The organism is Mesobacillus selenatarsenatis SF-1 (assembly GCF_000813125.1).
GTDB lineage: Bacteria > Bacillota > Bacilli > Bacillales > Cytobacillaceae > Mesobacillus > Mesobacillus selenatarsenatis.
In genome coordinates, this window is record NZ_BASE01000071.1 from 128,575 (window position 1) to 142,642 (window position 14,068).

12 protein-coding genes are annotated in these 14,068 nt (G+C 43.0%); all 12 read right to left on the reverse strand.

What is annotated here, in order from left to right; all coding sequences use genetic code 11:
• Positions 1 to 204: 204 nt before the first annotated feature.
• The 12 genes from TY49_RS14810 to TY49_RS14865 all read right to left on the reverse strand — a co-directional run bounded on the left by TY49_RS14810 (position 205) and on the right by TY49_RS14865 (position 13,778).
• Entirely contained in the window at positions 205 to 1,299 is a 1,095-nt protein-coding gene (locus tag TY49_RS14810; protein ID WP_041966676.1) for a BMP family lipoprotein, read from the reverse strand.
• A gap of 87 nt (positions 1,300 to 1,386) precedes the next feature.
• Positions 1,387 to 2,112 (reverse strand): GntR family transcriptional regulator, encoded by a 726-nt coding sequence (locus TY49_RS14815; RefSeq protein WP_041966677.1) that lies wholly within the window; start codon positions 2,110 to 2,112, stop codon positions 1,387 to 1,389.
• 307 nt (positions 2,113 to 2,419) lie between these two features.
• On the reverse strand, positions 2,420 to 4,756 hold the full coding sequence (locus TY49_RS14820; protein ID WP_041966678.1) for a DNA translocase FtsK: 2,337 nt from the start codon (positions 4,754 to 4,756) through the stop codon (positions 2,420 to 2,422).
• A 256-nt stretch (positions 4,757 to 5,012) separates the two neighbouring features.
• Positions 5,013 to 5,222, reverse strand: coding sequence for a YlzJ-like family protein (locus tag TY49_RS14825; protein ID WP_041966679.1), 210 nt, complete (start codon positions 5,220 to 5,222; stop codon positions 5,013 to 5,015).
• Complete coding sequence (locus tag TY49_RS14830) at positions 5,219 to 5,959, reverse strand: ClpP family protease (protein ID WP_041966680.1); 741 nt, start codon at positions 5,957 to 5,959, stop codon at positions 5,219 to 5,221. The genes TY49_RS14825 and TY49_RS14830 overlap by 4 nt, the downstream gene beginning before the upstream one ends.
• A gap of 128 nt (positions 5,960 to 6,087) precedes the next feature.
• Positions 6,088 to 7,758 (reverse strand): ribonuclease J, encoded by a 1,671-nt coding sequence (locus tag TY49_RS14835; RefSeq protein ID WP_041966681.1) that lies wholly within the window; start codon positions 7,756 to 7,758, stop codon positions 6,088 to 6,090.
• A gap of 389 nt (positions 7,759 to 8,147) precedes the next feature.
• Positions 8,148 to 9,014: a 4-hydroxy-tetrahydrodipicolinate synthase gene (gene dapA / locus TY49_RS14840; protein WP_041966682.1), complete on the reverse strand. Its 867-nt coding sequence runs from the start codon at positions 9,012 to 9,014 to the stop codon at positions 8,148 to 8,150.
• Between the two features lie 57 nt (positions 9,015 to 9,071).
• A complete protein-coding gene (gene dapG / locus TY49_RS14845) occupies positions 9,072 to 10,316 on the reverse strand; it encodes an aspartate kinase (protein WP_041966683.1) in 1,245 nt (414 codons plus the stop codon).
• 41 nt (positions 10,317 to 10,357) lie between these two features.
• Positions 10,358 to 11,407 carry an aspartate-semialdehyde dehydrogenase gene (asd, locus tag TY49_RS14850; protein WP_084135495.1) on the reverse strand — a complete coding sequence of 350 codons (1,050 nt, stop codon included), beginning with the start codon at positions 11,405 to 11,407 and terminating at the stop codon, positions 10,358 to 10,360.
• Positions 11,408 to 11,805: 398 nt separating this feature from the next.
• Positions 11,806 to 12,402 carry a dipicolinate synthase subunit B gene (gene dpaB, locus TY49_RS14855; RefSeq protein WP_041966684.1) on the reverse strand — a complete coding sequence of 199 codons (597 nt, stop codon included), beginning with the start codon at positions 12,400 to 12,402 and terminating at the stop codon, positions 11,806 to 11,808.
• The gene (gene dpaA / locus TY49_RS14860; protein WP_041966685.1) at positions 12,399 to 13,301 is read right to left on the reverse strand and encodes a dipicolinic acid synthetase subunit A; all 903 of its coding nucleotides are present in this window, start codon (positions 13,299 to 13,301) and stop codon (positions 12,399 to 12,401) included. The genes dpaB and dpaA overlap by 4 nt, the downstream gene beginning before the upstream one ends.
• Before the next feature lie 231 nt (positions 13,302 to 13,532).
• The gene (locus TY49_RS14865; protein WP_023614840.1) at positions 13,533 to 13,778 is read right to left on the reverse strand and encodes a YlmC/YmxH family sporulation protein; all 246 of its coding nucleotides are present in this window, start codon (positions 13,776 to 13,778) and stop codon (positions 13,533 to 13,535) included.
• Positions 13,779 to 14,068 lie beyond the last annotated feature (290 nt).

Sequence of the window (14,068 nt, forward strand, 5' to 3'; positions counted from 1 at the left end):
TTCACAAGAATAGGCCGGGTTACCATGAGGAAGTGATGAAACAAATCCTTGGGAAGGCCGATCGTTTGGAAGCCAGGCTCTGGAGCTGTACATTTCTATATCGAAATGGAAAATAGCTAAACACATTATAAATAATTTCTAATATTTTCCGTTTTGAGTTTGATAGACAAAAGAGACGGAAAAGACCGTCTCTTTTGCAATTTTTTACTTGAATAAATCTCCTTGTTCACCAGAGACCTTGATTTCTTCTGATTTAACCTTTTCGTATACTTCCTTTACCTTGCCAGTAGTTTCTTCGCTTAGGTTAGGGTTCTTCTCAGGAAGACCAATTCCATCGTTCTTAGCATCGAAAGTCAATGTTTCTCCGCCTGGGAATTTGCCATCAATCTCAGCTTGGACCATGTCGAAAGCAACCTGGTCAAGCTTCTTCATTGCTGAAGTCAAGATAACTGACTTGTCGCCATCGTACTTACCATCTTCAAACTGGTCAACGTCAACACCTACGATCCAGACGTTATCTCCAGCCTTTGCACGGTTCTTAGCTTCGTTGATCGCTCCAACACCAACACCACCTGCAGCAGTGAAGATGACGTCTACGCCACGGTCATAGAATTGGGCTGCGATTTGTCCACCAGCAGCCGCGTTGTCGAATGAACCTTGATATACAACGTTCTCAGCTTTCATTGTTACATTTGTGTCAAGATTTTCATTTGCATACTTAAGTCCTTGCTGGAAGCCCCAGTTGAACTTTTGTACTGCTGGAATTTCCATACCACCGATGAAGCCTGCTTCGCCTTCCTTCAACTCAACCGCTGCAGCAACACCTGCTAGGAAACCAGACTCATGCTCAGCGAAGAATACTGCAACAGTGTTGTCTTTCACTACTGGATTATAGTCTCCGTTGTGTGGGTTTCCGTCAATGATGACGAATTTAGCATCTTCATATTTATCTTGGGCTTGGAAAACTGCTGTTTCAAATTTAAAGCCCGGTGTAATGATAAACTTATATTCTGCATCATATAAGTTGCCGATTTCTTTTAGATATTCAGCTTCAGTTGTTCCAGCTGGCTTAAGGTACTTTGTCTTAACGCCAAGATCTTCCTCAGCCATCAGGATTCCTTCCCAAGTGCCCTGGTTGAAAGATTTGTCATCAATCGTACCTGCGTCAGTAACCATACCAACTCTTAAGTCTGACTCCTTGCCCTTAGAACTGTCGCCTTCGTCACTTCCGCAACCTGCCAACATTGTACCTGCCGCTAAAAGCAATGACATTACCAAACCAAATTTACGCTTTTTCAAGGTTTGTACCCCCCAGAGAATGTTTGTGATTTCGCAGGAATGTTCTGAAAAACCAATCAGTTAGCGTTTTCATTTTCTTAAAAAAAATTAAATTCTTCTTCTAAGGACATGAAAACTGAACTTGTCGGCTTTAAAGTAATTAACCGAATAAAGAATTGGAACATCGTTATCGTCGAAATGCATTTGCTTCAATACAAGCAGTGCTGTTTCCGGCTCGCATTCAAGGATGGGTGAAATCTTCTCATGATAGCCGATTGGCTCGATTTGGGCCACTGCGTATGTCACCTTCCGGTTCGATTTGACCTCAAGAAGATGAAGCAATGACTCATCCTCAAAAGAGTAATCTTCCGGCAGGATGCTTGCGGGAATCTTGTCCAGACAATAGACAACAGGTTCACCGTTTGCAGTTCTGACCCTTTCGACGAGTGTGATTTCATCATCAAGCGAGCATGAAAAACGACGAATATCTTCTTCGGTTGGCCCAGTAGTCGTTGAGTTTAAGAAGATTGTACCAGGCTTCATCCCTGCCTGCTCAATCATGCCCGTCACGCTGTTAAGCTGTTCAATGCCTGACTCAAACAATGGTTTGGCGTTGACAAAGGTTCCTACACCATGCCTGCGAACAATGACGTTTTCTTCTTCAAGGATTCGCAATGCTTCGCGGAGAGTCGCTCTGCTAACTCCAAGTTGTTTGGCAAGATCGAATTCTGAAGGTAATTTCTCTCTCTCTTTATATATACCTTTTTGAATATCTTGCTTCAGGTGATCGATTACTTGTAAATACAGGTGCCGGTTATCTGACTTGATCGACATGAGGCGTTCCTCCAACCTTTGCTCAAGACATCAGACATCTGATGTATAGCATTCCTACTAATCGAAAATACTATAACACTTTTTCTGACATAAATAAATAGTGTTTCAACAATTTGTCGAAAAAAGCTAGAATAACCAAAATTGTCACTTTTTCCGGGACAATCAACCTATATTTTTGATATAATAGTAATTTGTAAGCGGTTTTAATAGTATGACATTATTATTCCTCTTATAGGAGGTATCTCCTATATGAAAAGCAAAAGCCGGATGTGACCATCCGGCTTTTGTCTCTTTTCAAGTATCGATTTTATGCCTCTTCTGACTTAGCCACCAGGACGGTCCTTGGTTTACTTCCTTCATAAGGACCAACGACACCGCGCAGCTCCATTTCATCAATCAGCCTTGCCGCGCGTGAATACCCTATCCTGAATCTCCTTTGCAGCATGGATACAGAAGCTGTTTGCATTTCCACCACAAGGTCTACAGCATCACCGTACAATTCATCTTCAACCTCAGACGTGTTCTCAGGTATATCTTCTGGAATCATTTCCTCCTGATACTGTGCCTTTTGTTGGCCAATGACGAAGTTTACAACCTCTTCAACCTCTTCATCCGATAAGAAAGCTCCCTGCACCCTGACAGGCTTGGATGCACCGACCGGCAGGAACAGCATATCTCCTCTTCCTAGCAGCTTTTCGGCGCCGCCCATATCAAGAATCGTCCGTGAGTCTGTCATAGAAGAAACGGCAAATGCAATTCTTGATGGAATATTTGCTTTGATTACCCCTGTAATGACATCAACAGACGGTCTCTGCGTAGCAATGATCAGGTGGATCCCCGCAGCTCGTGCCATCTGAGCGAGTCTGGTGATTGAATCTTCAACATCAGAAGATGCGACCATCATTAAGTCAGCTAGCTCGTCCACAATTACGACAATGAATGGAAGCAGAGGCTGGTTGGCTTCTTCCTCGCTATTATACTTCTTAATATATTCATTGTAGCCTTCTATGTTCCTTGTACCAGTGTGTGAGAAGAGCTCATAGCGCCTTTCCATCTCACTGACCACTTTTTTCAGTGCCTGGGATGCTTTTTTCGCATCGGTAACGACAGGGGCCAGCAGATGTGGAACTCCATTATAAACATTTAACTCTACCATTTTCGGATCAATCATCATCAGTTTGACTTCATGAGGCTTTGCCTTCATGAGAATACTAGTGATGATACCGTTAATACATACACTCTTGCCGCTTCCCGTAGCACCAGCAACAAGAAGGTGGGGCATTTTATTCAATTCTGCGAGCACTGCTTCACCGGTAATATCGCGACCTAAGCCAATTTGCAGTTTTGACCCAGGTTTGTTGTGCTGTTTTGAATCAATAACTTCCCGTAAAGAAACCATTGCCACCTCGGAATTAGGCACCTCTATTCCAATGGCTGATTTCCCCGGTATAGGCGCTTCGATCCTGATATCCTTCGCAGCCAAAGCTAGTGCGAGATCATCGTTCAGACTAACAATTCTGCTGACCTTGACACCGACGTCGGGGTGCACTTCATATTTCGTAACAGCAGGACCAAGATGCACCTGGGTAACCCTTGCCTTTACGCCAAAGCTGTGGAATGTACGTTCAAGCTTGGCCGCATTGGCATGGATCATTTCGTATTCCCCGCTCTGGTCGGTTTTATTAGGCAGCTTCAATATATCTATCGGCGGCAGCTCATACGAGGTATTCTCTACCTCAGTAAAAGTAATGGGCTGTGGCAATTCGTCACCGTCAACTTCTTTGTCAGTTGCAGGCTTAGCCTTCTTCTCCGACTGCTGTGGCTGTGCTTCAGCAGAGTTTGCATAGGCTCGCTCCGCAAAGCTGGAGATGATTGGCTCCGGAGCTGGCTCCGAGTTAAGGTCAATTGTTTTTTCAACAGTTACTTCCTGCGTATCAGCCTGTTTGCTCTCGATTTTTGCCTGTTTCGCTTCGAGCGTCTTGGCTTCCTTTCTATGCTGTTGAGCTTCTTTCCACTGCTTTAGATCATCAATGAATGAAATCCATTGACCTCTGATAAAACTGCCAATCGGTGTAAGTATTTTCCCCGCAACTTCACTAAAGGTCTTCCCTGTAATGAGAATCGCTCCAATGATAATTAGTAGAAAGGCAATCAATTGAGATCCTGCTGCATCAAACAAAAAGTAAAACAGTGCAAACATCACAGCCCCGATCATCCCGCCTCCGAGGTCTGTCGTGCTTGTCTCTCCTTTTGCTTCCATGACATATAGCTCAAAAGTATTTTTAATGACACTAGGATCCTCAAACTTGCCTCCATTGGATAATAGTTCGAATAACGTCACGTGACTTAATAATAAGATTGCACCAACAATCAGATATGTACCAAGCAATTTGGTATGGAATATAAATGGGAGGCTGCGTTTCCACATTATATAAATACTGAACACGACCAGCCCTACTAGACTGAGCATATACCATTCCCCGAAGAAAAAGCGAAAAAACATCACGACCGCCCTTCCTACAGCACCTAAATCCGCCATCGCTATGATGGCCAACGCGAGCAGTGCTAACCCGGCAAGTTCATATTGAACTGTTGTTTTCAATGTACTCTTCTTTCTCGATTGCCGTCTTTTCTTTTTGGCCATTTTATCACCTGAATATTTATAGCTTCACTATCAGCATAAACAACGAGTCCTGTTCTCAAACTTCAGTAAGAAGAAAAGCAGCCCTATTCGGCTGCCAATGCTTTAGTGTAACCATATTATATCATATTTGCCAGTAGAATCGGCACAATCGTTTTATTAATAACTGTGCTGGAGCACTTTTCTAGGATGCATCTAAACTGTTTACATTTTTAGCGCTCGTACTAACCTTTTTAATTAAGTCGAGAAATCAACTTATCTAAGATAGTGTAAATGTCGAACCCGGTAAACATGTAGGTTCCATGTAATGGTTTGGATCAGTACTCATTACCCTTACTACCCGATATTCGTGATTCTCGGTCAATTCAGCCATGATAGGGATTCCGTTATAACTTACCATAACCTGATTTACGGCTCCCTCTTCTGGAGGGAATACCTGTTCATGCGGCATCATAGTATAAAGGATCATTGTACAATCACTTCAGACTTTTGTTTATTCATATCTATCAATTCATTTAACTTTTTCATCGCCTGTCCAATGCCACCGACTTCATGGATCAGACCAGTCTCAACTGCATCATGGCCGACAACGTTCGTTCCGATGTCCCTTGTCAGGTTTCCTTTGGCAAACATCAACTCTTTGAATGTTTCTTCAGCGATATTGGAATGCTTCGTAACAAAGTTAACTACTCTTTCCTGCATTTTATCGAGATATTCAAAAGTTTGCGGAACTCCAATGACGAGTCCAGTCAACCTGATCGGATGAATCGTCATTGTGGCCGTCTCCGCAATGAACGAATAATCACATGAAACCGCTATTGGCACTCCGATGGAATGTCCGCCGCCCAGGACAATTGAAACTGTCGGCTTTGAGAGTGAAGCCAGCATCTCTGATATAGCCAATCCTGCCTCCACATCCCCCCCAACAGTATTCAAGATGACAAGCAACCCTTCAATATTCTGGTTTTGTTCAATTGCAACAATTTGAGGAATCAAATGTTCATATTTTGTCGTTTTATTATGAGGCGGAAGCTGCATATGCCCTTCGATTTGACCGACAATCGTCAAACAATGAATTTTTGAATCCTGAGACAACTGGGGTACATTCGTCTGACCAAGCTGTTGGATCTTCTCAAGAAGACCAGATGGTTTGTTCTCCTTATCCCCTTGCTGACCTTCCTGGTTTTCTGAACTGAATTTATTCATATCCTTTTGCTCCCTTCAGGCATGATAATTTTAGTATGAACATCATCATCAATTTCATTCCAGAGCTAAAAGAGACATCAACATTTATAATTAAAAAGCACTGGCTTTGAGCCAGTACTTTATCGTGCTTATTTAACTTCCATTATGATTGGCATGATCATTGGGCGGCGTTTTGTTTTTTCATATAAGTATTGGCTCAGTGAATCACGTATATCCTGTTTTAGACTGTTCCAATCGAATGACTCTTTATTTGTATTTTTCTCTACGACCTCTTTTACCAGGGTAGTTGAATCCGCCATCAGCTTTTCTGATTCACGTACATAGACGAAACCGCGGGATATAATTTCCGGGCCGGCTGCGATTTTTCTGTCTGCTTTATTCAGTGTGACGACTACAATTAAAACACCGTCCTGCGAGAGCAGCCTGCGATCACGGAGAACAATATTGCCTACATCTCCTACTCCAATTCCGTCAATCAATGTATTCCCTGCCTGTACCTTCTCTGTGGACTTTAGTTTTCCACCAGAAATGTCAATAACGTCACCGCGGTCCGGGATGTAAATATTCTTTTCCGAAATTCCGCATGACTGCGCTAACTTTTTGTGGGCCTTGAGCATTTTGTATTCACCGTGCACAGGAATGAAAAATTTTGGGTTCATTAAATTGATCATGAATTTCAATTCTTCCTGGCTTCCATGGCTTGAAACCTGAACACTTTTTTTGCTTGATACTACGTTTGCTCCAGCTCGGTAAAGCATATCCATTGTCTTAAAAATAAATACTTCACTTCCCCTTAATGGAGATGCTGCAAACAAGACTGTGTCCCCTTCCTGGATATTCACCTGGGGATGTACTTGTTTAGCCATTTTTTGAAGGGCTTCAATTGGCTCTCCCTGATTTCCCGTGGTTAAAATAACTACCTGATTATCTTCATAGTTCTCCAAATCATTTACCGATATAATCAAGTCCTTTTCAACCTGTATGTAGCCAAGTTGTAATGCTATGTCATAGACACGTTTCAGGCTTTTTCCTGCAACAGCTACCTTTCGGGCATTTGCCGCCGCACTGTCAAAAAGATGCTGGATTCTGTTTAGGTCAGAGGCAAAGCAGGCAGCAATGATTCTGCCCTGTGCATTATAAAATACATTAGACAACTCAGAAACCACGGTTGATTCAGATGGAGTATATCCTGGTCTCTCAGCCTCTGTACTGTCAGAAAGCAGGCAGAGAACTCCTTTTTCACCAATTGCGGCCATCTTGCCTATTTCAGGCTTGTATAGTGGGGCAGCAGCCTGATCGAATTTAAAATCCCCTGTATGTACGATTGCTCCTTCTGAGGTATCTATGCTGATGCCAACTGAATCAGGGATACTGTGATTGGTCTTGAAAAAGGAAACAGAAACACTGTCGAATCTCAAAACAGTATCTGCATTGATTTCATGAAAGTCAACTGAACCAGAGAATTCCTGTTCTTTCATCTTCTCCTTCGCAAGGGCAATAGTAAGCTTTGTTCCATAAACAGGAACATTTATTTTTCTCAAAACATAAGTTAATGCGCCAATGTGGTCTTCATGCCCATGCGTCAGTAGAATTGCCTTTACCCTTTCACTATTAGAAGTTAAGTAGGAAAAATCGGGAATAACAATATCGATCCCCAGCATCTCATCTTCAGGGAACATTAATCCCGCATCAACAACAAAAATATCACCGTCCACTTCGGTGACGTACATATTCTTACCGATTTCCCCCACTCCACCAAGTGCGATGATTTTTATATTTTCATTTTTCTTCGTATTCAAGTCTACGCTCCTCCTATGTTGTTATATCTCCGACCGTGACCAATTAATAACATTATACTTGATGACAGAAAATCTTGACAACTTAATATCCTGAGGTATTTTCTTAGCTGACAGGAACCCGATTTTTCATTAATCTGCTTTTATCCTTTATTAGACATTTTGGAACATGAGCACTTTCAATATGTCCAAGACACTGTGTTTATTAGACATTTCGGAGCATGGTCACTTTCAATATGTCCAAGAAGCATTATTTATTAGACATTTCGGAGCAAGAGCACATTTTATATGTTCAATAAGGAAGACATAATGACATTTCGGAAATTCTATAGGTCGAAATTGCTTTTTTTACATATCAAAGGCCAACCCCGAAAAGGTTGGCCTTACACAATTTATTGAAATAGTTTAGCGACTGCGGTTCTTTCAGGTTCTGTCAATGGTACCATTGGCAAACGTACTGATCCCACATCAAGTCCTTTTAGCTGCAATGCTGTTTTGACAGGTGCCGGGCTTGGAGCCGCGAATAGTCCTTGCATGATTGGCAGCAGGCGCTGGTGCAGTTTAGCTGCGTCGGCATTTCTTCCGCTGAAGTATGCATCGACCATAGCTTGCATTTCATTTCCAATTACATGTGAAGCTACAGATACAATCCCAGTACCGCCTATTGCAAGCACTGGCAGAGTCAATCCATCATCTCCACTGTATAGAAGGAAATCGTCCGGTGTATTTGCGATGATTTGCGTCATGGCGTTCAAGTCACCGCTCGCTTCTTTTACAGCGACAATGTTCGGGATTTCAGCAAGCCTGATGATTGTTTCTGGCAGAATGTTGACTACTGACCTGCCCGGAATGTTATACACCATTACTGGCAGTGAGGTAGCTTCAGCAGCTGCCTTAAAATGCTGGTAAAGGCCCACCTGGTTTGGCTTATTATAGTATGGTGCTACGATCATGATCGCGTCCACACCAATCTCTTCTGCTTTTTTAGTCAGCTCGATGGTAGCATAAGTGTTGTTGCTGCCCGTTCCGGCAATGACAGGAACCCTCTTGTCAACAACCTTCACGACGTGCTGGAATAATGCGATTTTCTCTTCTTTAGATAGAGTCGGGGATTCACCTGTTGTCCCTGCAACAACAAGCGAATCTGTCCCGTTATCGATCAAATGGTTTACTAGCTGGGTCGTTTTATTGAAATCAATGTGACCTTTGTGGTCAAATGGGGTCACCATTGCTGTGGATACTCTTCCGAATTGAACCATTCCTGTTCACTCCTCTTCTGAAAGGCTTCCGCTTTAGAGGCTGGAAGCAAAATCTTTTTAAATATCTTGACGCTCGAAATCTGCTGTTTCCTCTTCGAGTTGGAAGGCATCATGCAACGCATTTACTGCCTTTCCTAAATCCTCTTGTTTGACCAATACCCAAATGGTTGTATGGCTGTCAGCGGACTGAAGGATGCGGATCCCTTTTTCAGATAATGCTGTAACAATTTTTGAGGTTACACCCGGGACTCCTGCCATTCCTGCTCCGACAACCGATACTTTCGCACAATGTCTCTCAATTTGCGGAGTGTGTCCCAATCCTTCTAATACTCTTACAGCCCGGTCCGTCATTTCGTCTAAGACAGTGTAGACCACTCCATTTGGAGAAATATTAATAAAATCTACGCTGATATTTTCATTGGCCATTGCCTTGAAAACCTCAGATTGGAGATTGTATTGGTCTTTTTTTGCAAAGACCTTTATTTGGCTTACATTTGAAACATGCGCAATTCCTGTTACAGGTCGTTCCTTAATGTCAGTTCCTTTATTTTCACGATTAAGGGTAGTAACCAGTGTGCCAAGGCCTTCCGAATAGGTAGACCTGATTCTGATCGGAACTTTTGCCTGCATGGCGATCTCAACGGCACGAGGGTGGATTACCTTTGCTCCCTGGTAAGCCATATTACAAACTTCAGTATATGTTACCACGGAAAGTGGCCGTGCGTTATCAGCAATTCTCGGATCAGCAGTCATGATTCCTTCGACATCGGTAAAGATGTCAATCCACTCCGCGTTTAACGCTGCGCCAAGTGCTGCAGCAGATGTGTCACTGCCACCCCTGCCGATTGTTGTCACGTCCCCATTTTTTGCTGCGCCCTGGAATCCTGCCACGACGACAACGTCGACCTGATCCAGTTCTCTTAGCAACCGGTCGCACTTCATATCCAGAATTCTTGCGTTCGTATGCTCGCTATTTGTCCTGAAACCTGCCTGGGCACCTGTAAGCGCAGTTGCATTAATACCATTTTCAAGCAGCATATTGGTAAAAACGACACTAGAAATCGTTTCTCCACATGATAGCAACAGATCATGCTCCCGCTTGCTGATCTTGCTGTCACTTCCTCCCAGCAGGCTGAGGAGAGTGTCAGTAGCGTACGGATCTCCCTTCCTGCCCATCGCAGAAACGACAACCACCGCTTTGTATCCATCCGCGATCGCCTTCTTAATATGACTCATCGCTTGGATGCGGCTTTGTTCGTCTCGGACAGATGTACCGCCAAATTTTTGAACGATTATTTTCATCGTAACACCTCAGAATTTCTGTCATTAAATCAATTATGTGTTTACTTTACTATTCCTAGCTTTACAAGACTTTCAGCAATCTGGACTGAGTTCCATGCTGCACCTTTTAACAGGTTGTCAGAAACGACCCACATATGGAAGCCTTTGTCATTGTCTAGATCCTTCCTGATTCTGCCGACAAAAACGTCATTTTTGCCAACGCAGAATGCAGGCATTGGATACAGCTGCTGTTCAGGATCGTCCTGCAGGACAACTCCTGGTGCATCAGACAAAAGTTCTTTAACATCAGCTGCGGAAACACCGTCCTGGCCAATTTCAATATACACCGATTCTGAATGACCTGTGCCTACCGGCAGACGTACGCATGTTGCCGCAACCTGCAGTCCAGGCATGTGCATAATTTTCTTAGTTTCATTGATCATTTTCATTTCTTCATACGTAAAACCGTTATCTACGAATGTATCGATCTGTGGAATGGCGTTGAATGCAATCTGGTAGTGCTTATCCGCTGACTTGACCGGAAGGATCTTTGGTTCATATTCCTCTCCGTTCAGGATTGCCTGAGTCTGCTCCTCCAACTCCTCGACAGCAGCAGCGCCTGCACCAGATACTGCCTGGTACGTGGATACGATAATCTTTTCCAGGCCGAACTTTTTCCGTAATGGCTCCAATGCAACGACCATCTGGATCGTAGAGCAGTTTGGGTTAGCGATGATTCCATTATGTGAATGCAGATCCTCCTCATTTACTTCAGGCACGACAAGTGGAGTGTTTTCATCCATGCGGAATGCACTTGTGTTATCCACAACGATCGCACCGCGTTTGACTGCTTCTGGTGCCAGTTCCTTGGAAACACTTCCTCCTGCGCTGAACAAGGCGATATCTACACCTTCAAAGCTTTCTGGCTTGGCTTCCTGTACTGTCAGCTCTTCGCCTTTATATTGGACCTTTGTGCCTGCTGATCTTGATGATGACAGCAATAATAGCTCAGCCACAGGGAAGTCCCTGCTTTCAAGCGTCTGGATCATCTGCTGCCCTACTGCTCCTGTTGCTCCAACTACTGCTACACGGTAACCTTTTCTCTCTGACATTGCTGTTTCCCCTTCCACTACCATTATCGTTTTAATACCCCGCATATTAGCTGAGGTTGTTTTAACCATAAGTATAAAACGGCGGTTTATAAGAAATAACCGCCTAGTATATTATCCTATATTTTATCATAATCAATCATTAAGAAAAGAAACATTTTGCTTCACTGCCGGAGAAAAGCATTTCCAAATTCTAATATGCAGTATTCGTGTTGTTGTTTATGAGATAAAGACTCTTTTCGCATTGATTGTTGATATCCGTATATTCCCTTGAACTCCGCGTTTATAAGCTTCCAGGCTCTTTTTGAAGTTGCCTTGAACAGATAAGGCTTTGCTTGTGTAAAATTCATTTTTTGACCCAGCAAGCAACAATGCTTTCGAAAAGAGCCTTTAAATTAGGCTTAGTTATCCTTGTAACGCTCGACTAATACTGGCTGTAACTGTTTTCCATTCATCGCTTCAAGGATTGTTTCGGAAAGCATCTCCATTCTTGCAACCATTGAATTTGGCTTTTTCACTGGATCATCCTGGCCAAAAGGAATCATGTAAATATTCTTGGTTGCCATCAGCCTCATAAGGTTCACGCCGTTAAGCCCCAATGCATCGTTAGTAGAAATACCAAGGACAACTGGCTTTTGGTTCCTTAATGTTGCTTTCGCAGCCATCAAAACTGGAGAATCTGTCATTGCATTTGCAAACTTGCTCATGGAGTTACCTGTCAGAGGCGCAATGACCATGCAATCCAGAGGGATTTTTGGACCTAGAGGTTCTGCCTTTACAATCGAATCAATCACTTTATTACCTGTTAGCTCTTCAATGCGCTGTACCCAATCTTCACCTTTTCCAAAACGTGTTTCTGTATTTTTAACAGTGAATGTGACAACCGGTAAAACTTCAGCTCCTGCATTCACTAACTTTTCAATCTCCGGAAAAACAGCATCATACGTACAATGTGAGCCTGTTAATCCAAATCCAATCTTCTTACCTTGTAAACTCATACTTCTTTCTCCTTTCGGTTTATAAAGTCATCCATAAGCAGCTGAGAAAGAACATTCGCCAAAATTTGTCCCGCTGTTTTCGGGGCCACGATTCCTGGCAATCCAGGTGCAAGCAATGCTTTGATTCCACGTTTTTCCGCATAGCGAAAATCCGTTCCACCTGGTTTGGATGCAAGGTCAATGATCAAAGTATGAGCAGGCATCCTCGAAATGACTGACGCAGTAACGATTTGATGAGGAATCGTATTGATGCAAATATCGGAATCCGAGACAGCATTGCCTATATCGGATAAAAGGAACGGCTCTAATCCCATTTCCGTAATCCTTGCAATGTGTTCGCTTTTCCGGGCTCCGACTTTCACCTTTGCTCCGAGGGCGTGGAAAGTTCTCGCGACACTCATCCCAACTCTTCCCAGACCAAGAACAGCTACCTTTGAGCCGTGGATGGTGAAATCCGTATGTTGGATTGCCATCATGATCGTTCCTTCGACCGTCGGGATCGAGTTATATATTGCAACATCATCACGAGCGAATAACTGTACGAGTTTCCTGTTTGCTTGATTTGTAATCCCAGTTAAATAGGAATTACTGATGCCTGAATAAACTGTGCAATGTCCAGGAGTCTTTTCAAGCATTTCTTTTATAAGGACTACTTTTTCATTCGAGAAAATGGTCTCGACCTGGCCCTCCATACTCGTACCTGGCACAGGCAGGATCAAAGCATCCTGTACGGAAAAATCAACTTCATCTATCTTTTCTTTTGAGGCACCTGTAAAAGCATGGTCTAACTGCTCGAAGCCTATTAAAGAAAGCTTTGCATCAAGCTCTGTCAGCTTGCGAATAATCTCCAGCTGTCTCGCATCACCGCCGATAACCGCGATTTGCATTCCTGTCAGCATGAGAACAATCACCTTCTTTTCCATTAATCCTGGAATATATATTTCATTCAATTTGAACTACTTCAACATCATATGTATCAGACTTGGAATAGGTGAGTTTTCCATAAAAGAAAAGCGCCGGCCCATGGCCAGCGCTCAAAATCGAATAGAAGTAAAGGATTATTCTGTTGATCTTAAATCAATACTACATAAATACAGAGGCAAAAAATAAAGCCGGCTTTAGGCCCGCTTTTACTCTTCGTCATCTGGGATGTCGATGATAATCATGTCTGAACCTATTTTTTTGATATGCTTCCATGGAACCCTTACTTCTCCTGATTGTTTACGGAGGCCGAACCATTTTAAAGACGGAATGATCAAGGCCTCTATTTGGCCCGTCCTTTCATTGATTTCCAAATCTGTCTGACCAAGTACGCCCAATCTTTCTGCCCTCTTTACATCTACGATTTCTTTTCCTCCGAGTTCACTTAATTTCATGATGCCCTCCCCCTGTCACTTTGTCCTTATTCTATATGTATCAATCCGGGAAGTTTTTTAGAATACATATCAGTGAAAAAAGGGGCATTGTTGTCAAGAATCTGCTGTTATATAGACAGCTTTTCAGGAGTAGAAGCTCTAGCTGGCATGATTGCTTCATTTTCTTGACAGCTTTTCAGGTGTAGAGACCAAACCTGTCACGATTCCTTTGTTTTCTTAACAGCTTTTCTGGTGTAGAAACCAAACCTGTCATGATTCCTTCGTTTTTTTGACAGCTTTTCTGGAATAGA